This window comes from Peptoniphilus sp., assembly GCF_022767005.1.
In the GTDB taxonomy this organism is placed as follows: Bacteria; Bacillota; Clostridia; order Tissierellales; family Peptoniphilaceae; genus Peptoniphilus_A.
Map to the genome: position 1 here is coordinate 14,290 of NZ_JALEOV010000073.1, position 21,991 is coordinate 36,280.

Consider the following 21,991-nt stretch of genomic DNA (forward strand, 5'->3'; position numbering starts at 1 on the left):
ATGACTCAATATTCACTTGCTTCATATTTTCAAAATATGAAGACAATTGGAAAGCCATTAAAAGCAGTTGATGAAGACAATTTTAATCAATTAAGAGAAATTGAAGAAGAAATTAGAGAGTTTGCAGAAAAAGCTCTTGCTGCTGGAAAACCAGATGAAAAAGTAAATGAACGTGGTGAAATGACAGCACTTCAAAGAATTGCTGATCTCATCGATGAAGGTACATGGTGTCCACTTAACACTATTTACAACCCTGGAGATAATGACCACGGCACAACTGGTGTTATTAAAGGACTTGCAAAAGTCGATGATAGATGGGTATATATTGTTGCTAGCGACAACAAAAAGCTTGCAGGTGCATGGATTGCTGGACAAGCTGATGACCTTTTAAGAGCATCAGATACAGCTGAAAGACTTAGAATTCCACTAGTTTATATACTAAATTGTTCAGGCGTAAAACTTGATGAACAAGAAAAAGTTTATCCAAATAGACGTGGAGGCGGTACTCCATTTTATAGAAATTCAAGACTTAATCAATGTGGCGTTCCAGTAATAGTTGGTATTTATGGTACTAACCCTGCTGGTGGTGGATATCACTCAATTTCACCTACAATTATAGTTGCACATAAGGATGCAAATATGGCTGTTGGTGGAGCTGGAATCCTTGGCGGTATGAATCCTAAGGGATATATCGATGAAGAAGGGGCAAACCAAATTGCAGATCAAACTGCAAATGCTAAAAAGACTACTCCTCCAGGATCAGTTGGAGTTCACTTTGCACAAACTGGTTTTATGAGAGAAGTATATGTTGAAGAAGAAGGAGTTCTTGAAGGAATTAGAAAATATCTTTCAATGCTTCCAAAATACCAAAGAGAATTCTTTAGAGTAGACGATCCAAAGAACCCTCTATACGATCCTAACGATATGTATTCACTAATTCCTATTAACGGTAAAAAAGCTTACGATATTTATGATATAATTGCTAGACTTTTTGACGGTTCTGAATTTATGGAATATAAAAAGGGTTACGGAAGAGAAATGGTAACTGGACTTGCAAAAGTTAATGGACTTTTAGTTGGTGTTGTAGCCAATGTACAAGGTCTATTGATGGGTTATCCAGAATACTACAATGATCCAAAGCATATTTCTATTGGTGGTAAACTTTATAGACAAGGTCTAATAAAGATGAATGAATTTGTAACACTTTGTGCTAGAGATAGACTTCCTATAATCTGGCTACAAGATACTACTGGTATTGATGTAGGCGACGATGCTGAAAAGGCTGAATTACTAGGACTTGGTCAATCACTTATTTATTCAATACAAAAATCTGATCTTCCACAATTGGAAATCACAATGAGAAAGGGAACTGCAGCTGCTCACTATGTACTTGGTGGACCACAAGGAAATGATACTAACGCATTTTCACTAGGAACTGCAGCTACTGAAATCAATGTAATGAATGGAGAAACTGCAGCTACTGCAATGTACTCTAGAAGACTTGCAAAGGATAAAAAAGCAGGAAAAGATCTTCAACCAACTATTGATAAGATGAATGAATTGATTCAAGATTATGCAGAAAAATCAAGACCATTCTCTTGTGCTAAATATGGTTTAGTTGATGAAGTTGTAAATATGAACCTTTTGAGAAATTATATAATTGCATTTACTGAAAGTGCATATCAAGATCCAGATTCAATTTGTCCAGTTCATCAAATGCTTACTCCAAGAATTATTAGAGATTACGACAGATTAAATAACATTAAATAATACAAAATATGACATTTTATTGGATAATCTGTAAAAGGATTATCCAATATTTTTATTGACTTCATATTTGTTTACTATAAGTAAAATATACTTTTTAAAAGTAATAAATAGTAAAACATAAAAGCTCTTAAAACATTGAAAAATCAACTATCTTGGCTTGCTATTTTTGACAAAGATACATAATTATAGTAGAATTAAAAAGAGAAAGATATTTTTGTTAAATTAAAGAGGAGATTATATGGCAGAAGCTATTTATACAATGGGAGTTGACATTGGTTCAACTGCCTCAAAGAGTATTATTTTAAAAGATGGTAAAGAAATTATTTCAACTTCTGTTATTGATGTAGGAGCTGGAACAAGTGGTCCATCAAGAACTATTAGTGAGACTCTTGAAAGTGCCAATATGAAAAGAGAAGATATTGCTTATGTTATGGCAACTGGTTATGGTAGAGCTGCTCTTGAAGAAGCTGATTTCCAAATGTCTGAACTTTCTTGTCACGCAAAGGGTGCTTACTTCTTATTTCCTAATGTTCGCACAATCATTGATATCGGTGGGCAAGATGCCAAGGCTTTAAAAATTGGAGACAATGGTATGCTTGAAAATTTTGTTATGAATGACAAATGTGCCGCAGGGACTGGAAGGTTTTTAGATGTAATTGCAAAGGTTCTTGAAGTTGATGTTTCTAAGCTTGAAGAGTTAGATAAATTGTCTACAAAAGATGTAAGTATTTCTTCTACTTGCACAGTTTTTGCTGAATCTGAAGTTATTTCGCAACTTGCAAGTGGATCTAAGATTGAAGATATAGTTAAGGGGATTCACGACTCCATTGCTGCAAGAGTTGGTTCTCTTGCAAAAAGAGTAGGATTAAATGATGACGTAGTATTCACAGGTGGCGTTGCTCTTAATAAGGGTATGGTTAGAGCTCTTGAAGAAAACACTGGTCATAAAATATTGACTTCACCACTATGTCAGCTAAATGGTGCACTAGGAGCAGCACTATTTGGATATCAAAAATGTAAATTGCAAAAATTAAAAGAAGAAAAGGCTAATGCATAATTTATTTTAGGAGGTAAACTATGGCTGAACAAATTCAAAAAATACCTGGTAAAAAACCAAGACCAATCGAAGGACATATTCCAGCAGCTCAAGCTCTAAGAAATGTTGTTGATAGAGTTTATGGAGCAGCATGGGATGCAAAAAAAAGAGGAGAACTAGTTGGATGGTCATCATCTAAATTCCCTATTGAACTTGCAAAGGCTTTTGGATTACACGCAGTATATCCAGAAAACCATGCAGCTACTACTGCAGCTAAAAAAGACGGTCTAAGACTTTGCCAAGCTGCTGAAGATATGGGATACGATAACGACATTTGTGGTTATGCAAGAATTTCACTTGCTTATGCAGCTGGAGAACCAACTGACTCAAGAAAGATGCCACAACCAGATTTTGTACTTTGCTGTAACAATATCTGTAACATGATGACTAAATGGTATGAAAACATTGCAAGAATGCACAACATTCCAATGATAATGATCGACATTCCTTTCCAAAATACTGTCGATGTTCCTGAAGAAAAAGTTGATTATTTAATGGGACAATTTGAATACGCTATTCACCAACTTGAAAAATTAACTGGAAAGAAATTTGATGAAAAGAAATTCGAAGAAGCTTGTAAAATCGCCAATAGAACAGCTGCTGCATGGCTTAAAGCTTGTTCTTACATGGCTTATCAACCATCTCCACTTTCTGGATTTGACCTATTCAACCACATGGCAGATATAGTTGCTGCAAGATGTGAAATTGATGCAGCTGAAGGATTTGAACTTCTAGCAGCTGAATATGAGCAATCAGTTAAAGAAGGAACTTCTACTTGGGAATATCCTGAAGAACATAGAATTTTATTTGAAGGAATTCCTTGCTGGCCAGGACTTAGACATTTGTTTGAACCACTAAAACAAAATGGGGTTAATGTAACAGCAGTTGTATACGCACCTGCATTTGGATTCCAATACACTACTGTTAGAGAAATGGCTGCAGCTTACTGTAAGGCACCTTGTTCAGTATGTATCGAAGATGGTGTTGAATGGAGAGAAACAATGGCAAAAGAAAATGGAGTTTCTGGAGCACTTGTTAATTACAACAGATCATGTAAACCATGGTCAGGAGCAATGCCTGAAATCGAAAGAAGATGGAGAGAAGACCTTGATATTCCAGTAGTTCACTTTGACGGAGACCAAGCTGATGAAAGGAACTTCTCACAAGAACAATACAAGACTAGAGTTCAAGGTTTAGTAGAAATTATGAATGAAAGAAAAGCTGATAGAATTGCTAAAGGCGAAGAAATCTACACTAATTTCGAAAACACTAAAGAAACTGACTGGTCTAAGACTACAATTTAATTGAGGTGCAAAATGACTGATATAAAAGAATTATTAAAAGAATTTAAATATATTGCAGAAAACGGAAGAGAACAAATTGACAAATACATTGCTGAAGGCAAAAAAGTTGTTGGTGTATTTCCTTACTACGCACCTGAAGAAATTATTTATGCAGGTGGACTTGTACCTTACGGAGTATGGGGAGGACAAGGTCCAATTGATAAGGCCAAAGAATATTTCCCAACATTCTATTATTCACTAGCTCTTAGATGTTTGGAAATGGGTCTTGACGGATCTCTTGACGGACTTAGTGCATCAATGATCACAACTCTTGATGACACTTTAAGACCATTCTCTCAAAACTATAAAGTTTCTGTTGGTAGAAAAATTCCAATGGTATTTTTAAACCACGCACAACATAGAAAAGAAGATTTTGGTAAAATTTACAATGCAAAAATCTTTAAACAAGCTGCAAAAAGGTTAGAAGAAATTTGTGATGTTAAAATTACAGATGAAAATCTAAAGAAAGCTTTTGAAGTTTACAATGAAAATAGAGCTCTAAAGAGAGAATTCATCAAACTAGTTGGAGATCATTCAAAGACTATAAAAGCATCTGACAGATGTAATGTTTTAAAATCTTCTTACCATATGCTAAAAGATGAACACAATAAAATGCTTAAAGAACTTGTAGAAGCATTAAAGGCAATGCCAAAAGAAGAATGTACAGGACCAAGAGTAGTAACTTCTGGTATTATCACTGACAATCCAGCACTTCTTGAAGTTCTTGACAACTTTAATATTTGTGTAGTAGCAGATGACGTTGCAAGTGAATCAAGAGGACTTAAAGTTGATGTTGATACATCAATTGAAGATCCATACATGGCTCTAGCTTATCAATTTGCAAGAATGGATGAAGACCCAATTCTTTACGATCCAGATATTTGGAAAAGACCAAAATATGTTGTCGACCTAGCAATTGATAATAATGCTGATGGATGTCTAGTATTTATGATGACATTTAACGATACAGAAGAAATGGAATATCCATCACTTAAGAATGCTTACGAAAAAGCTGGCATTCCTCTAATTAAAATGGGTTATGACCAACAAATGACTGACTTTGGTCAAGCTAAAACTCAACTTGAAACATTTAGCGAAATGGTTGAACTTAACAGAATGTAATAAAAATAAATTTTGACGCCGAGTAATTGGCGTCTTTTTTAATTATTTTTAAACTTTATATTTCATTTGTTATAATAAAAAATATAGAAAAAATTTTTTAGGATTAAAATAAAAATAAATTTGGAGAGAAGGTTGAAATGGAAATATTAATTTTAAAAGAAAGAGATATTTTAGAGGCTGTAAATATAAAGGACATTATTGAGGCAGACAAAGAGGCACTAAAAAATTATAGTGAAGGGAAGTGCGACATTCCTCTTAGGACTGTAATTGACGTTGATAAAAAAAGTTCTAGCACAGCAATTTTTATGCCGGGCTATGTGGAAGATAAGGATGCCCTTGGAATGAAAATAATCGACATATATCCACAAAATATTGAAAAGGGCTTAGTAACATCGCCATCAACTATGATTTTAATAAATAAAGAAAATGGATTTGTAAAGGCAATTTTAGATGGAACGATTTTGACTAGACTTCGCACAGGAGCAGTATCAGGTGCCGCTACGGAAATTTTATCAAATAAGTATGCAAGTAAATTTTTGCTCATAGGAACTGGAGGACAAGCAGAAACGCAACTTGAAGCAGTCCTAGCAGTTAGACCAATTGAAAAAGCATATGTATATGATTTGAATTTTGAAAGAGCAAAAGAATTTGCAAAAAACATGGAGAAAAAGTTAAGGGATTACGGCGCAAAAATTATTGCAATAGAAAAAACTGAAGAAGTAATAGAAGATGTTGATGTCATTACAACTGTTACTACTTCAAAAAAGCCAGTCTTTGATGGCAAAAAAGTTAAGAAAGGCGTTCATGTAAATGGAGTTGGATCTTACACTCCTGATATGCAAGAGATTCCGGAAGATTTTTTAATTCGCGCCGATAAAATTTTTACGGACACAAAGGAAGGAGTTTTAAAGGAGTCAGGCGATGTAATAATTCCAATTAAATCGGGAATATTAAAAAGAGAGAAAGTTTCCCACGAACTTGGAAATTTAATTTTAGGTAGAGAAATTGGAAGGACAAGTGAAAATGAAATCACGTGGTTTAAAACTGTTGGATTTGCAGGGCTTGATTTGGTAGCAGCAGAAAAAATTTATGAACTAGCAATAGAAAAAAACATTGGTACAAAAATAGAAATGTGATTTTGAATATTAAAAAAGCTGTCACTTATGTGGCAGCTCTTTTTTTTAAAACTGCTGCTTAATAGCAACAGCTAAAAATAAATTTTATTATACTCTTTTAACAACAGTGTTTTCTTCGAAAGCTCTGTCGTCAAATTTTTCCATACCAGCTGGTACTCCAACTTCCATTATATTATTTTTTCTGAAAGCATACATGTCAATTTCTTTGATGTTTTTAGGTAATTTAATTTCTTCAAGTTTGTTTTTGTAAAAAGCACTTACACCGATAAATTCAACAGAATCAGGAATTTCAATTTCTCCAATTTCGTTTAAAGAAAAAGCATTGTCGCCAATGTATTCTAGGTTTTTAGGCAACTTAACATCAGTTAATTTGTTTCTGTAAAATACATAAGCATCAATTTTTTTAACTGAATCAGGAATTTCTACTTCAGTTAAATTGTTAACTCCAAAAGCTTCATATTGAATTTCCTCAACAGTATTTGGAATTACAATAGAGTTAAGTTTTCTTCTGAAGAAACATTGTTCTCCTATAACTCTAATTTTAGTTCCGTCTGGTCCTTCCGCAGGCACTACCATATCAAATAATTCTTCATTTTTGATTTTGTCTTTGCCCTTTCTTGTCATTCCTTTAAGCACATCGCCATCAAATATAAAATCGTCAAACTCCCAAGGTTTTTCCATAATATGTATGTCCTCCCCCTATATAAATTTTTCTTAATTACATTATAACATAGTGGTGAGAATTTATAAAGGAAGGTTGTAAAATAGAGAAAGGATGAACATTTTTTATAAATTAAAAAAAGTTTTTTACTAAAAGTTTGAATTAAATAAAATTTGTTACGAAATATAAATAATAAATTATTTTATTGGGTAATATTAATATAGAAAAATAATTTGATGTAATTCATGTCAAGAATAGGTAAAATTTAAAATATTTTAGGGGAAAAGGTAGTCATTATTTGACTATATAAGAATTCATCGTTATAATTTAGTAAAGCGAAAGCATGGAGATACTAGTGGAATAGTATTTACAAGGAGGAAAAAATGGAAAATAAAAATTTTTTTGAAGAAATGATGGAGATGCAAAAAAATATTTTTGAAAATCAAAAGGAAGCTTACAACAAATTTATGGAATCTTTTAAGTTCGGAGACTTCAAGCCATTTGGGGCAAATATGTTTGTGAATAATTTTAAAAACCCAATGGAATTTTTTAATAATTACAAAGAAATGAATGAAAAATTTGAAAATAATTTTAGAGAATTTTTTTCACAAGTTCCAGGATACGAAGATTCATTGGAAAGTTACAAAAAAAATATGGAATTTTTGAATAAACTTTACTTTGCTTATGACGATTTTTACAAGGATTTTGACCTTGTGGCTGCACAAAATAAATTAATTGAATTGTTTGAACTATATAGCGATGAATTAGTTGAAATGTCTAAAAAATATTTCTATAAATTAATTCCAGATAGTTATTACAGAATTCTTGAAAACTTTAATTTGGAAAAATTCATTAGACCGGTTATTGAAAATTCAAAAAGATCTATCGACTTTTATGAAAATGCTATAAAAAATAGACCAGAACTTTTAGTTTCAGATGTAAAAGATTTTTATCAAGGAATTTTAGATAAGATTTTTGAAATGCCAACTATTGGCGTAAGTCCTGAAGAAAATGAAAAATCAAAAAGAGAATTACAAAATTATCTTGACCTTGAACTTAAACTTTTAGATTTTAATTTATTCCTTGAAAAGAAAAATCAAGAAACAGCATTAAAGGCACAACGAGCTTATATAGATGGACTTGAAACTGAAGCTTCATTAGAGGATTTTGCAGATTTTTACAAATTCTATATGAACAATTTCGAAAAAGCTTATAAAGAACTTGTTAATTCAGAAGAATATAAGGAAAAAGCACAAGAAATTTTAGATATAGTTGAAAAAAATAAAGAAGCATACAAGGAAAGACTTGTTGAAAAATTAGCAGACTTTCCAATTGCAACTGCAAGGGACGCAGAAAAATTCATGAGTGAAGTTGAGGGACTAACTAAGAAATTTGATGACGAAAAAAGAGCTAAAACAAGTTTAGAAAGAAAGGTTACTAAGATTAAAACAGATTCTGAAAAGGAAATCAAAGCTCTTAAAGAAGAAGTAGAAAAATTAAAAGAAGAAAATGAAAAGAAAAAATTAGAAGCTAATGAAGCAGTTAAAAAGGAAATCGAAGAATTAAAGAAAGAAATAGCTGCTCTTAAAAAAAATAAGTAAAATAATTGAATAGAAAATAAAAATCTTCTCCTAAAAAGTCTGTGGAATATTCTGCAGACTTTTTTGTTTTTAAATTTATATTTTAATAAAAAGTTTTTATTAAAAGACACCATAAAAAATCAATAATTATCAGAGAAATTTATAAAGAGATAATGCTGGTAGTGATTTTGAAGATATTGGCAAAATACGCAATAATTTTGCTTTAGAAAATAAATTGATAGAACTTGATAAACTTATCCTTTAAAAGGTAGTTTGTTTTATGAGAATTTATCGAAAAACAATAAATAATTATTGAAAAACATAAAATGATATGGTATATTTATGAAAAAGGAGGCAATTATGAAATCACTTAGAGTTAAATTTATAAAGTCACTTTTAATTATTGCAATTGTAATTTTGGCTGCGGCATCCTATGGAATTTTTAAATTTGCAAAGGTCATGGGAGAGATTTATCCAATGTTTGTGAATATGAAATATCCAATGCTATTTTTGTGCGAAGGGATAATTCTGGCATTAATTTTTGCAATTTTATTTGGAATTTTTGCACTAAAAAAGTATGAAGGAGATAGTATTTTTGAAAAGAAAATGCTTTTTGATCTTCAAGTCATTTCATTATGCTTTATTGGAATTTTTTTCCTTTCTATTCTTTCGATAATTTACACAAATTTTAACTTAGAGGGCTCAATTACAAATTTAATTTTCATTGGTTTTGGCATTCTATCCATGTTAATTGCACAAATTTTTCTTCTTCTATGCGATTTAATAAAAGAGGGCATTGCCTTAAAAGAAGAAAATGATCTTACTATTTGAGGTGCAATATGGGAAAAATAATTGTTGATTTAGATGTTGAACTTGCAAAAAATAAAATGACCCTAACAGAATTATCTGATCGCGTGGGCATAACTATTGCAAATTTATCTATTTTAAAGACAAATAAGGCAAAGGCAATAAGATTTTCCACTCTTTCAGAAATTTGCAGAGTGTTAAATTGCGACGTAGGCGATATTTTAAGGTATCAAGGAGATAAAGATGAGTGATAAGAGTTTTAAAAAAGTTTTGATTTTAATGTTTGCAGTTTTTTTAGCTTTGATTCCTATTTTATTTTTACTTTCTGACAATAGAGAACAGTCTGTAAAAGAGGTGGAAAATGAGTTTAAAATTAAATTTCCATCTAGTGTAAAGAGAATTAGAGAACTAAGAAAAGAACCAAGTTTTCATGGAGATGGCGAGGCTGCAATTTTATTTTCAGTAGATAAAAATGATATTGACAAAATAAAAAGTGAACTAAAAGATTACAAAGTTGCGAAAGATAGCGACAAAGTTGATGCCATAGAAACGTGCTATAATAATGTTAAGAAGAGGGGATTTGACACTTCAATAGATCTAAGTAATGAGAAATATTTTAAATCTACCAATGACAATAATTTATATGGAAATTACATTGCCATTCTAATTGACAATGAGAAGTGCGAGATTTTATTTTTACAATGGGATACTTGAAAAAATTTTTTCCTAATATACCAAAAAAAATTGTTACAATTTATTAAATTGTATAATTTAAAACTTATTGTATTAATAATGTTTTCCTTGATACAAATCTAATAAAAATTGAAAGTTTAATTAAGAAGGAATATAAAACTTTTATAGATTTTATGGTTTAAATGTTCAATTTTTATAATTAAATATAGTTTTTTCTTAGGAGGGGAAAATTAAACAAATTTTACGAAGTATAAATAATGACAATTACAATCGAATTACTACAATAAAATACTGATGCAAAACAAAATAAAAATTACGAATAGAAAAATTTTTGCACAAAAAGGAATATACAAATCTTTTTCATAAAAAATTTAAACACAAAAAAGCTTTTAAAAATGAAAACCTTTTGATATAATTAATTTATAAATTAATAAGGAGAGGTGATTTATTATGACAATTGAATTGGATATGATCCAAACAATTGGTCTAGCAGTTATTTTATTGCTAATCGGTAGGTACATAAGGAATAAAGTTTATTTCTTCCAAAAATTCGCTATTCCAGCACCTGTAATTGGTGGGTTCTTGTTTGCGATAATTCACTTAATTTTGAGATTAAACAATTTAGTTGCATTTGAATTCGACACTACATTGCAATCATTTTTCATGACAATATTTTTTACTAGTATTGGTTTTGGAGCAAGTATCAAAGTTCTTAAAATTGGTGGACCTAAGGTTATTAAGTTTTTAATAATCGCGAGCATTCTATGCGTACTACAAAATATTTTAGCAATTGCATTGGCTGGACCTGTAGGAGTAGAACCAGGACTTGCACTTATGACAGGTTCAACACCTATGACTGGTGGTCACGGAACAAGTGCAGGTATTGCACCGCTTGTTGAAGCAGCTGGTATAACAGGAGCAGAAACTGTAGCTTATTCAGCAGCAACGTTTGGATTAGTAATGGGTTCATTAATGGGTGGTCCATTAGCAAACAAACTTATCCTTAAAAATAATCTTGTTGAAAAGAAAAAATTAGAAAAAGAAGTAGAAGTTGATGAATCTATTTTAAAGCAAGAAGATAAGATTTTGGATGGAAGAAAGATTCAAATTGGATTTTTTGCCATTCTAGTTGCTATGGGTATAGGAGTTTATATTTCAGCGTTTTTAAATGGGCAAATTGCTAAGTTTACAGACAAGGCAGCACTTCCAATTTACATTGGACCAATGCTTCTTGGTATTCTTTTTAGATATATTTCTGATAAGGGATCAAACTTCCTTCCAAATGAAGAAGTTTCAATTGCTGGAGAATTAGGACTTAATCTATTCTTATCAATGGCATTAATGACATTGAAATTATGGCAATTAGTAGAACTAGCAGTTCCAATGCTAATTTTACTTGCTGCACAAACAGTATTAATGGCTATATTTGCTTACTTCGTAACATTTAAAGCTATGGGTAACAATTATGATGCAGCAGTTATTGCTGGAGGACATTGTGGATTTGGTATGGGTGCGACACCTAATGGTGTAGCTAATATGGAATCTATTTGTGATAAATTTGTTTATTCAAAGATGGCATTCTTTGTACTTCCAATAGTAGGGGGCATGTTTATCGACTTCACAAATGTTTTTATAATAACAATATTCTTAGGTATATTTGCTTAATAAAGACTAAAAAGCACCAGATAATGTCTGGTGCCTTTTTATTAAGATTTATTATAAATTTAAAAATATTAAATTAAATTGGAATTTTATCAAATGATAAAAGTGATTAATAATATTGTGAGTTAAAAGGAGCAATTTAAAATGAAAAAAAATGATCCGATAGGAGTTTTTGATAGTGGTGTAGGTGGGCTTTCTGTACTAAAGGAATTATTAAAAGTATTTCCAGAAGAAAATTTTAAATATATAGGTGATACTTTGAGAATGCCTTATGGTGTTAGAACTCCTAAAGATGTAGAAAGCTCAACATTTGAATGCTTAAACTTTTTAGCAGAACAAGGAGTTAAGGGTATAGTTATAGCTTGTAATACTGCTACTTGTTATGGGCTAAAGAACGCACAAGAAAAATTAGATATACCAGTGGTTGGAGTTGTAGAACCAGCTTGTAGTTATGCTTATTTAGTTACTAAAAATAACAAAGTTGCACTTATTGCTACAGAAGGTACAGTAAAGTCAAAAGTTTATGAGGAAACTATTAAAAAATTTAACAAAAATATAGTTTTAAAGGGTGTAGGAGCTCCTCAGTTAGTATTAGATGTTGAAAATGGAAATTTGAACAACGATATTGTAGAAAAAACTATTACAAATTATTTAAATGAATTTGAAGATTTTGACTATGATACATTAATTTTAGGTTGTACACATTTTCCACTTGCAAGAGAAGCTTTCGAAAAAATTTTTGAAAAGCAAAATAGAAAGGTTAAATTGGTAGATCCTGCCAATAGAACGGCTGTTGCTTTGAAAGACATTTTAAGAAAAGATGACTTGTTAAATCAAGAAAAAAATCCTAAAATTGATTTCTTCTCAACTAATAACTTGGGAAAATTCAAAAATACTGTTGAAAATGTGATAGATACTGATAACGAAGAATCATTCAAAGAAGTATTTATTTAATTATAAAATAATATAAAGAATTTTTATGAGGTGCTTTGGATTATGTAGTGCCCCCTAAATCCGTACATGGATTAGGGGGTATTTTAATGTCAAAATATTATTATGAAACGAAGTTAAAAATTATAATAGAGAATGAACAGAGATATGGAAGGAAATATCTTTGCGATAATTATGATCTTAAAGATTCTGCAATTGAAAATTGGATACGTTTATACAAAATGTATGGTGAAGAAGTGTTAAATAAATCTATGTCTAAAACCAATTATACTGGAGAATTTAAGTTATCTGTATTACAATATAGGCGAAATCATAAATTATCCTACAAAGAGACCGTAGAACATTTCAATATCAAAAATCCATATACCAGTGCTAATTGGAATAGAAAATATAAAGAAGAGGGATTTGAATCTTTATGTGGTCCTGTAGGAAGACTCAAGAATAATGGAGGTTCTGATATGCCTAAAGGAACTAATGAGCCTAAGAAACTAGATAAATCCGAGAGAGAAGAATTAATTGAGTTAAGAGAAAGAAATCAATACCTAGAAGCAGAGTTACTTTATCTAAAAAAGTTAGATGCTTGCTCCAGGAGAAAAGATTTCAAATAAAGAGAAAACGAAAATAGTGCTGGAGTTAAGGCAAAACCATCCTAAAATAATGCTTAATATAGCAAAACTACCTAGATTATCATTTTATGAATGGGAAGAAAAGCTACATCAAATGGACACAGAAGAACCTGAAGTAGTGGGTGAAATCAAAGAAATAATTTCTGAGTCAAGGGGAACTTATGAATATAGAAGAGCAACTATTGTACTTAGAAAAAAGGGAATCGTCGTTAATCATAAAAAAGTTCTACGATTAATGAGAGAAAATAATTTGTTATGTAAGAAGTTTCAGAGAAGAAGCAGAGGCTACAGTTCCTTTAAGGGCGAAGTGGGCAATATAGCTGATAATGTACTTGACAGAAATTTTGAAGTTAATAAACCAAATGAACTATGGGTAAGTGATGTTACTGAGTTTAAGATACATAACTCAGAGATTAGACTCTATCTGTTCCCGTTATGGATTTATTTAATAGTGAAATTATTTCCTTTAGCCTAATTACATCACCTAATGTAGCATTTACCAACCAATCTTTAAGAAAAACGATAGCAAAGCTTCCATCTAATCATCATCTAATGATTTACACAGACTAAGGATTCCATTATCAGCATAAATCTTGGGTAAAACCTTAGAAGAAAATGGAATCACACAAAGTATGTCTAGACGCGGGAATTGTTTAGACAATTCCCCTATGGAAAATTTCTTATGGCTTTTAAAACAAGAAATGTATTATGGTGTTAAATATACTAGTATAGAAGCATTGAGTAGAGAGATAGTAAGATATATTAATTGGTATAACTATGATAGAATTAAGACAAAACTAAACGGATTTTCACCTATTAAGTATAGGCTTCAGTCCGCTTAGTAAAAATCAAATATTAATATCCGCGTTTAAGGGTGCACATCCTTAATAAGCACCATGTTTTTATTTAGACGAATTGTCAAATCAAATGCGATACATAGGGTAAGCAACCAAAGAGTTTTTATTTAGTAGTTATATTTTATAAATTTTCTTGAATTGTATTGATTAATTCTATGTTGTTTTTAAATCAACTGTATTTAATTCATATAAACATATTTCTTTAGAATAAAATTCTCTTAAAAGGCCATTGTTATTTTCATTTGTGCAATTCTGCAATGCACAATAAGGATCACGGAAATATGCCTTACAATCTAATTGATCTTCTATATTATCAAATGCTTAAAATTCTTTTAAAGTATTGATTGTTGGTACTACAAAACAGTATGCAATTTTTCTTTTACGATCTAGTCTACATGGCTCTATTTTGTTTGCTTTCAAAAGTCTTATTTATTGTCTTTAAAAATATTTCTTACATATATTGTTATATTGTTAAAATTTCATCTTGTGGTGTAAAATATTGTTAAAAAATAATCTATAATTAAAATATAAACATTATGCGTTTTAAATTAATTATGAGGGGTATTTCTTATATGAAAGCTTTTTATGATGCATTAAATTAAGAATAAGGAGTGTATTATGAGTAAACCAAAAATTAAATTAGATAAAAAATACGAACTATTTATTGGTGGAGAATTTGTCCCAGGAGAAAGTGGAGAAATGCTTGATGTATATTGTCCAGCTGATGGCGAGCGTTTAGCTAGCATTACACAAGCATCTGAAAAGGATGTGGACAATGCAGTTAGTGCTGCTTGGGAAGGATTTAAAGAGTATAAAAAGACTAATAAATATGAAAGAGCAAAAATTTTAAATAAAATTGCAGATATAATTGACGAAAATGCTGAACATCTTGCAATGGTTGAGACATTAGACAATGGTAAGCCAATTAGAGAAACTAGAAATATAGATATTCCACTAGCTTCTGAACACTTTAGATATTTTGCAGGTGCAATTTTAGCAGAAGAGGGAACTGCAAATGCAATTGACGAAAACACACTTTCCATAGTTCTTCGTGAACCACTTGGAGTTGTCGGTCAGATTATTCCATGGAATTTTCCATTTTTGATGGCAGCATGGAAATTATCTCCAGCTCTTGCAGCGGGAGATGCCGTTGTTATTAAACCATCTTCAACAACTTCTCTTTCACTTCTTGAATTAATGAAGCTAATTAAAGATGTTGTGCCAAAGGGAGTTATAAATGTTGTAACTGGTTCTGGTTCAAAATCTGGCGAATATTTGCAACACCACAAGGGACTTTCTAAACTTGCCTTTACTGGTTCAACTGAAATTGGGTACAAAATTGCAAGTGCTGCAGCAGATAGACTAATTCCAGCGACACTAGAGCTTGGCGGAAAGTCAGCAAATATCTTTTTCGATGATTGCGACATGGATCTTGCAATAGATGGACTTGCTATGGGAATTTTGTTTAACCAAGGTCAAGTATGTTGTGCAGGTTCAAGAGTTTTTGTTCACGAAAATATTTACGATGAATTTATTGAAAGGGCAATTGAGAAATTCCAAAATATTAAAGTTGGACTTCCTTGGGAAGAAGATACTCAAGTAGGTGCACAAGTAAATAAAGCTCAAATTGAAAAAGTCTTAGGCTATGTTGAAATTGCTAAGAAAGAAGGAGCAACAATTGCCGTTGGTGGAGAAAAAGCTACAAAGAATGGCACAGAAAATGGATACTTTACAATGCCAACTCTTATAACGAATGTAAGGAACGACATGAAAGTTGCAAGAGACGAAATTTTTGGACCAGTTGCAGTTGTAATTAAGTTTAAAGATGAAGATGAAGTTATAAAAATGGCAAATGATTCAGATTATGGTCTTGCAGGTGCTGTTTGGACTAAAGACATCAATAAGGCAATTAGAGTTGCTAGAGGAATTGAAACTGGAAGAATGTGGGTTAACACTTATAACCAACTTCCAGCAGGGGCACCTTTTGGCGGATATAAAAAATCTGGTATAGGTAGAGAAAATCACAAGATGATGCTTGATGCTTATTCACAAGTTAAAAATATTTTTATAAATATTTCTGAAAAACCATCAGGACTTTATTAATACAAAATAAAAAGTAAAATTTAAATAAAGGGCTAGTAGTCTAAACTATTGGCCCTTTTAAAATGTTTGAATTTAATTTTAAAATCTTTTTCCGCATAAAAATATTTGGAGATTCATGATAAATATAATTATTAGTTATTTTATCGAAAATTTTAATCATAAAGCAACAAAATAATATGCAAAAAAAGATGCCAATTAATTTAATATAAAATTATAAAAATACTTTCACTTAATACTATACAAAAGTACAAAAAGTAAAGATTATGTGATAAAATAAAATATAATAAGTACAAAAAATAAAAATAGGAGTGATATCATGAGTATAGTTAAACCTTCAACCCTTCCGGGATTTATGGAACTACTCCCAAAAGACCAAATGCTTTTTAACGAGATGAGAGATATAATAAGAGAAAATTTTGAGAAGCACGGTTTTTTGCCAATAGATACGCCAGTTATAGAAAAATCTGAAGTTCTACTAGCAAAGGGTGGCGGAGAAACTGAAAAACAAATTTATAGATTTAGCAAGGGCGACACTGACATGAGTCTTAGATTTGACCTGACAGTTCCACTAGCTAGATACACTGCGGAACACATGAACGACTTGTCCTTTCCTTTTAAAAGATACCAAATAGGAAAGGTGTATAGAGGTGAAAAGGCTCAAAAGGGACGTTTTAGAGAGTTCTACCAATGTGATATTGACACAATTGGAATGGGAGAGTTGTCACTTGTAAATGACGCAGAATTTCCAGTTGTAATATATCATACATTTAAGGATTTAGGATTTACTGATTTTACAATTCACATTAACAATAGAAAAATTTTAAAGGGCTTTTTTGCTTCCCTTGGCATTGAAGACTCAATGAATGTTTTAAGAGTTGTAGATAAAATCGACAAAATTGGCGAAGAAAATGTGTTATCTGAGCTTACAGAACTTGGTGTTGATAAAGAATCTGGCGAAAAAATTCTAGATTTTATAAAAATTAAGGGAAGCGTAGACGAAATTATTAAATCATTAGAAGATTTAAAGATTGAGAATAAAATTTTCCTCGAAGGACTTGATGAAATAACACAAGTAATTGGTTATATGAGGGATTTTGGAATTGATGAAAATTGCTTTGACATAGATTTAAAAATTGCAAGGGGATTAGATTATTACACTGGAACGGTTTATGAAACTACCCTTGATAATTATCCAAAGATTGGCTCAGTTTGCTCTGGTGGAAGGTATGAAGACTTAGCAAGTTACTACACAGACAAAGTTCTTCCAGGAGTTGGACTTTCCATTGGACTTTCAAGGCTTTTTTATCAATTAAATGAAGCAAAGATTATTTCTAGTGAAGAAAAATCTCTAGTCGATCTTTTAATAATTCCAATGGATGATTGTATACATGATGGGATAAAACTACTTAGTGAACTAAGGGAAAAGGGACTAAAAGTTTCTGTGTATACAGAATTTGCGAAGTTAAAGAAAAAATTCAAGTATGCCGATCAAACTAAGGTTAACTATGTAATTGTTCTTGGAGAAGAAGAAGTAAAAAATAGAAGATACAGTTTAAAGAACATGAAGAGTGGAGAGCAAGTTGAAGTTTCTTTTGATGAATTAGTTGAAAAATTTAAAAATTAATTGGTACTAATTTTAATAAAATCCCAAATTATACAAGAAAAGCTGCAACTTTTGTTGCACTTTTTTTTATTTAAGATTAAAATAGGATAGAAGTTTGAAGAAATGAGATGAAATTTTGAAAAGAGAAGATATTAGAAATATAGCAATTATTGCCCATGTCGATCATGGCAAGACTACACTTGTAGATGCACTACTAAGACAATCAGGCATTTTTAGAGAAAATCAACAAGTAAATGACAGAGTTATGGACTCTAACGACATTGAAAGGGAAAGAGGTATTACTATCCTTTCCAAAAACACTGCCGTAAATCACAATGGTGTTAAGATTAACATAATTGATACTCCAGGACACGCTGACTTTGGGGGAGAAGTTGAACGTGTGTTAAAGATGGTTAATGGCGTTGTTTTATTAGTTGATGCCTTTGAAGGTCCAATGCCACAAACTAAATTTGTGTTGAAGAAAAGTTTTGAACTAAACCTTCCAGTAATTGTCTGCATAAACAAAGTTGATAGACCAGAAGCGAGACCACTTGATGTTGTAGATGAAGTTTTAGATTTATTTATTGAACTTGGTGCAGATGGCGACATATTGGACTGTCCTTTTGTATTTGCATCAGCAAAGCAAGGTGTGGCTGCACTTGATTTAGATGATAAGATGGAAAACATGGATCCACTTTTTGAAACTATTATAAAATACATTCCAGCACCAGAAAATAGAGATGACGAACCTTTTAAACTATTAATTTCAACAATTGACTACAATGAATATGTTGGAAGAATTGGCATTGGAAAAATTGAACAAGGCGTTATAAAAGAAAATGACAAACTTGTTAGAGTAAATAAATTAAAACCAGACTTCAAAGAAAATATTAAAATTGCACAAATTTATGAGTTTGAAGGGCTAAATAGAGTAGAAGTTAACTCATCAAGATCTGGATCTATTGTTGCAGTTACAGGAATTGAGGGAATCAACATTGGAGATACTATTACATCAACTGAAGATACTGAAGGACTTGAATTTGTAAAAATTTCTGAGCCAACTATATCTATGAATTTTTCTGTAAACAATTCTCCTTTCGCAGGAAGAGTTGGAAAATTTTTGACATCAAGACAAATCAAGGCAAGACTTAATCGAGAACTACAAACTGATGTAGGACTAAGAGTTGAAGAAACAGATACTACTGATTCTTTTAAGGTAAGTGGCAGAGGAGAACTTCATCTTTCTGTACTAATTGAAAATATGAGACGTGAAGGTTACGAATTTCAAGTTTCTAAACCACAAGTTCTTTATAAATATGACGAAAACGGTAAAAAGCTTGAACCAACTGAAAGAGTTACTATTGACGTAGATAGTGTTTACGCTGGATCTGTAATAGAAAAACTTGGAAGAAGAAAGGGCGAACTTGTAAACATAGTTGAACCTAATGGCGGTTATCAAAGACTTGAATTTATAATTCCTTCAAGAGGACTTATTGGTTATAGAACAGAATTTATGACTGATACAAAGGGAAGTGGAATTTTAAATTCTATATTCGAAGGTTATGTACCTTTTAAGGGTGAAATTCCAAGAAGAGTTAATGCGTCAATTGTATCCTTTGACACAGGTGTTGCGTCAACTTATGGACTTAACAATGCACAAGAACGTGGAACTTTATTTGTAGAACCAGGCGAAAATGTATATGAAGGTCAAGTTGTGGGCGAATCTCCAAAGGGAATTGAAATAGAAGTTTCCGTTACAAAGGCAAAGAAACAAACTAATGTCAGAGCTTCAGGTTCTGATGATGCCTTAAGACTTTCTCCAGTTAAAAAGATGAGTCTTGAAGAAGCGCTTGAATTTATAGAGGATGACGAATTAATAGAAATAACGCCAAATGAATTTAGACTTAGAAAGAAAATTTTAGATTCACAACAAAGATATAAATCAAAGAAAAACAAATAATAGAGGTGTTTAATGTTTAGTGCCTATTTTGGAATGTTAAAAAACTTTGCTCAGATATATTCTTTACTATTTATAGCAAATGTATTAATTTCAGCATTCATAGTTTTATACGACAATAAAAAGCCAGTTTCCACACTACTTTGGGTAATGGCGATAAACTTTTTGCCAGTAATAGGATTCATCTTATATCTATTTATAGGTCAGGACATTTCAAAATCTAAGATATTTGCTGGAAAAAGCATAGCCGATAAAATTTTGGAAAAGGAATCAGTGGCACAGCTTAAAGCAATAAAAGATGGGACATTTGTATACTCAAAGGAGAGGACAAAGGCTCATGTTGACATGATTGAGATGTTTAATCGTGCAGAAGGGGAAATTCTTTACACAAATAACAGAGTAAAAAAATACAATGAAGGTAAAAGTAAATTCAAAGATTTATTCGAGGACTTGAAGAATGCAAAACACACAATTTATGTGCAGTATTATATTTATAAATCTGATGAGCTTTCCACTGAGTTTACAAATATATTAAAGGAAAAAGCAATAGAAGGCTTAGACGTCTATCTTTTAATTGACGGAATGGGCATTAGGAAGATGACTATAAAGGATAGAAAAGATTTAAAAGAAGCAGGAGTAAAGCTTGCAATATTCTTCCCAGGCGTTTTTTCTAAAATTAACACTCACATAAATTATAGAAATCACAGAAAAATAGTAGTAATAGACAAGAGAATTGGCTATGTAGGCGGCTTTAATGTCGGCGATGAATATGTTTCAAAGGGGACAATGGGATTTTGGAGAGACACACATCTTAGAATTGAAGGACCGGCAGTAAATGGACTTGCATGGAGATTTTTCTTAGATTTCAAATTTGCATCAGATGATTATACAAAGGGATTTACCACAGAACTTTTCCCTGAAATAGAAGATGGCATTGATATAAATATTGTTACAAGTGGGCCAGACACTAAGGCAGATTCCATAAGAAATGGATACGAAAAGTTAATAACATCAGCTAGAAAGGAAGTATATATCCAAACGCCATACTTTGTGCCTGATGAAGGACTTTTAAAAGCTTTAAAGGTTGCGGCATTAAGTGGAGTTGAGGTTCATCTAATGTTTCCCAAAAAGAGAGATCATGTATTTGTACATTGGGCATCACTTTCCTTTATGGGAGAACTTTTAAAATGGGGAGCACATGTATATCAATACGAAGGTGGATTTCTTCACACAAAAATAGTTATATCAGACGATTATCTAGCAAGTGTTGGTACTGCAAATTTTGACATAAGATCCTTTGAACTAAATTTTGAGGTAAATGCCTTTTTATATGATGAAGAATTAAATAAAAAATTAAAGGAAGACTTTAAAGAAGATTTAAAATCTTGTACAGAAATAACTCCAGAAATGTATAACAATAGGTCGAGATTCACAAAGTTTAGAGAGTCCATATCAAGACTATTGTCTCCGATTTTATAAAATGGAAATAGAAATAAATAGAAAAAATATAAAAAACCTTCGAATAAAAGTAGAAGATGGTATAATAAAGGTATCAGCACCAAAAAGAACAAGTGAAAGAGAAATAAAAAGTATTATAAAAAATAATTTAGATACAATTGAAAGACTAAAGGAAGAGGACTCTAGTAAAAAGAGATACAAAAATCACTTGTTTGGCGAAAAATTAGAAGCAAAATCTGAAAAAGAAATAGAAAAAATTTATCGCTTAGAACTAAAAAAAGTACTAGAGGGTATTTTTGAAAAATACGAAAAAATCACGGGACTTTCACCAAAAACAGTTCAAATACGAAAAATGAAAGTAAGATGGGGTACATGTTATCCAAAAAGTGGTAACATAAAGATAAATCTTTATCTTGCAGAAAGACCAATTGAACAAATTGAAGCAGTGGTGCTACACGAACTTGTGCATTTAAAATATTTTTATCACGACGAAAAATTTATTAGTGAGTGCAAAAAGTATATGCCAAATTATGAAGAAATTGAAAGAGAATTAAAGAGATAGGTGA

20 protein-coding genes are annotated in these 21,991 nt (G+C 31.3%); 19 read left to right on the top strand and 1 reads right to left on the bottom strand.

The genetic code is table 11. The features are described from left to right. The 5 genes from MR285_RS05530 to MR285_RS05550 all read left to right on the top strand — a co-directional run bounded on the left by MR285_RS05530 (position 1) and on the right by MR285_RS05550 (position 6,467). The gene (locus MR285_RS05530) at positions 1–1,770 is read left to right on the top strand and encodes a carboxyl transferase domain-containing protein (RefSeq protein ID WP_293558848.1); all 1,770 of its coding nucleotides are present in this window, start codon (positions 1–3) and stop codon (positions 1,768–1,770) included. Positions 1,771–2,008: 238 nt separating this feature from the next. Beyond that, positions 2,009–2,827: an acyl-CoA dehydratase activase gene (locus MR285_RS05535; protein WP_293558850.1), complete on the top strand. Its 819-nt coding sequence runs from the start codon at positions 2,009–2,011 to the stop codon at positions 2,825–2,827. Between the two features lie 20 nt (positions 2,828–2,847). Beyond that, the gene (locus MR285_RS05540; protein WP_293558852.1) at positions 2,848–4,170 is read left to right on the top strand and encodes a 2-hydroxyacyl-CoA dehydratase subunit D; all 1,323 of its coding nucleotides are present in this window, start codon (positions 2,848–2,850) and stop codon (positions 4,168–4,170) included. Positions 4,171–4,182: 12 nt separating this feature from the next. Continuing rightward, the gene (locus MR285_RS05545) at positions 4,183–5,331 is read left to right on the top strand and encodes a 2-hydroxyacyl-CoA dehydratase subunit D (RefSeq protein ID WP_293558853.1); all 1,149 of its coding nucleotides are present in this window, start codon (positions 4,183–4,185) and stop codon (positions 5,329–5,331) included. Between the two features lie 137 nt (positions 5,332–5,468). Further along, positions 5,469–6,467 carry an ornithine cyclodeaminase family protein gene (locus MR285_RS05550; RefSeq protein ID WP_293558855.1) on the top strand — a complete coding sequence of 333 codons (999 nt, stop codon included), beginning with the start codon at positions 5,469–5,471 and terminating at the stop codon, positions 6,465–6,467. 87 nt (positions 6,468–6,554) lie between these two features. Here the strand turns inward: MR285_RS05550 and MR285_RS05555 are convergent, their stop codons facing one another. Next, positions 6,555–7,148, bottom strand: coding sequence for a leucine-rich repeat domain-containing protein (locus MR285_RS05555; protein WP_293558857.1), 594 nt, complete (start codon positions 7,146–7,148; stop codon positions 6,555–6,557). 363 nt (positions 7,149–7,511) lie between these two features. On the opposite strand from MR285_RS05555, the gene MR285_RS05560 reads away from it, so the two are divergent. The 14 genes from MR285_RS05560 (at position 7,512) to MR285_RS05620 (ending at position 21,987) form a co-directional block, all read left to right on the top strand. Further along, on the top strand, positions 7,512–8,729 hold the full coding sequence (locus MR285_RS05560; RefSeq protein ID WP_293558859.1) for a poly(R)-hydroxyalkanoic acid synthase subunit PhaE: 1,218 nt from the start codon (positions 7,512–7,514) through the stop codon (positions 8,727–8,729). A gap of 339 nt (positions 8,730–9,068) precedes the next feature. Then, positions 9,069–9,539, top strand: a complete 471-nt coding sequence (locus MR285_RS05565) for a DUF2975 domain-containing protein (protein ID WP_293558861.1) — start codon at positions 9,069–9,071, stop codon at positions 9,537–9,539. A gap of 8 nt (positions 9,540–9,547) precedes the next feature. Then, positions 9,548–9,766 carry a helix-turn-helix transcriptional regulator gene (locus MR285_RS05570; protein WP_293558863.1) on the top strand — a complete coding sequence of 73 codons (219 nt, stop codon included), beginning with the start codon at positions 9,548–9,550 and terminating at the stop codon, positions 9,764–9,766. Then, entirely contained in the window at positions 9,759–10,229 is a 471-nt protein-coding gene (locus MR285_RS05575; RefSeq protein ID WP_293558865.1) for a hypothetical protein, read from the top strand. The genes MR285_RS05570 and MR285_RS05575 overlap by 8 nt, the downstream gene beginning before the upstream one ends. A gap of 429 nt (positions 10,230–10,658) precedes the next feature. Next, positions 10,659–11,873, top strand: a complete 1,215-nt coding sequence (gltS, locus tag MR285_RS05580) for a sodium/glutamate symporter (RefSeq protein ID WP_293558867.1) — start codon at positions 10,659–10,661, stop codon at positions 11,871–11,873. Between the two features lie 141 nt (positions 11,874–12,014). Further along, positions 12,015–12,824 carry a glutamate racemase gene (gene murI / locus MR285_RS05585; protein ID WP_293558869.1) on the top strand — a complete coding sequence of 270 codons (810 nt, stop codon included), beginning with the start codon at positions 12,015–12,017 and terminating at the stop codon, positions 12,822–12,824. Positions 12,825–12,859: 35 nt separating this feature from the next. Beyond that, on the top strand, positions 12,860–13,429 hold the full coding sequence (locus MR285_RS05590) for a transposase (RefSeq protein ID WP_293558871.1): 570 nt from the start codon (positions 12,860–12,862) through the stop codon (positions 13,427–13,429). A gap of 112 nt (positions 13,430–13,541) precedes the next feature. After that, the gene (locus MR285_RS05595) at positions 13,542–13,922 is read left to right on the top strand and encodes an IS3 family transposase (protein ID WP_293558873.1); all 381 of its coding nucleotides are present in this window, start codon (positions 13,542–13,544) and stop codon (positions 13,920–13,922) included. Positions 13,923–14,040: 118 nt separating this feature from the next. After that, positions 14,041–14,289, top strand: coding sequence for an IS3 family transposase (locus tag MR285_RS08335; protein ID WP_366934095.1), 249 nt, complete (start codon positions 14,041–14,043; stop codon positions 14,287–14,289). A gap of 633 nt (positions 14,290–14,922) precedes the next feature. After that, positions 14,923–16,407 carry an aldehyde dehydrogenase family protein gene (locus MR285_RS05600; protein WP_293558875.1) on the top strand — a complete coding sequence of 495 codons (1,485 nt, stop codon included), beginning with the start codon at positions 14,923–14,925 and terminating at the stop codon, positions 16,405–16,407. A gap of 316 nt (positions 16,408–16,723) precedes the next feature. Next, on the top strand, positions 16,724–18,031 hold the full coding sequence (gene hisS, locus MR285_RS05605) for a histidine--tRNA ligase (RefSeq protein WP_293558877.1): 1,308 nt from the start codon (positions 16,724–16,726) through the stop codon (positions 18,029–18,031). 115 nt (positions 18,032–18,146) lie between these two features. Further along, complete coding sequence (gene typA / locus MR285_RS05610; RefSeq protein ID WP_293558879.1) at positions 18,147–19,970, top strand: translational GTPase TypA; 1,824 nt, start codon at positions 18,147–18,149, stop codon at positions 19,968–19,970. A gap of 12 nt (positions 19,971–19,982) precedes the next feature. Continuing rightward, positions 19,983–21,446, top strand: a complete 1,464-nt coding sequence (gene cls, locus MR285_RS05615) for a cardiolipin synthase (RefSeq protein WP_293558881.1) — start codon at positions 19,983–19,985, stop codon at positions 21,444–21,446. Between the two features lies 1 nt (position 21,447). Beyond that, the gene (locus MR285_RS05620) at positions 21,448–21,987 is read left to right on the top strand and encodes a YgjP-like metallopeptidase domain-containing protein (RefSeq protein ID WP_293558883.1); all 540 of its coding nucleotides are present in this window, start codon (positions 21,448–21,450) and stop codon (positions 21,985–21,987) included. The last annotated feature ends 4 nt before the right edge of the window (positions 21,988–21,991 follow it).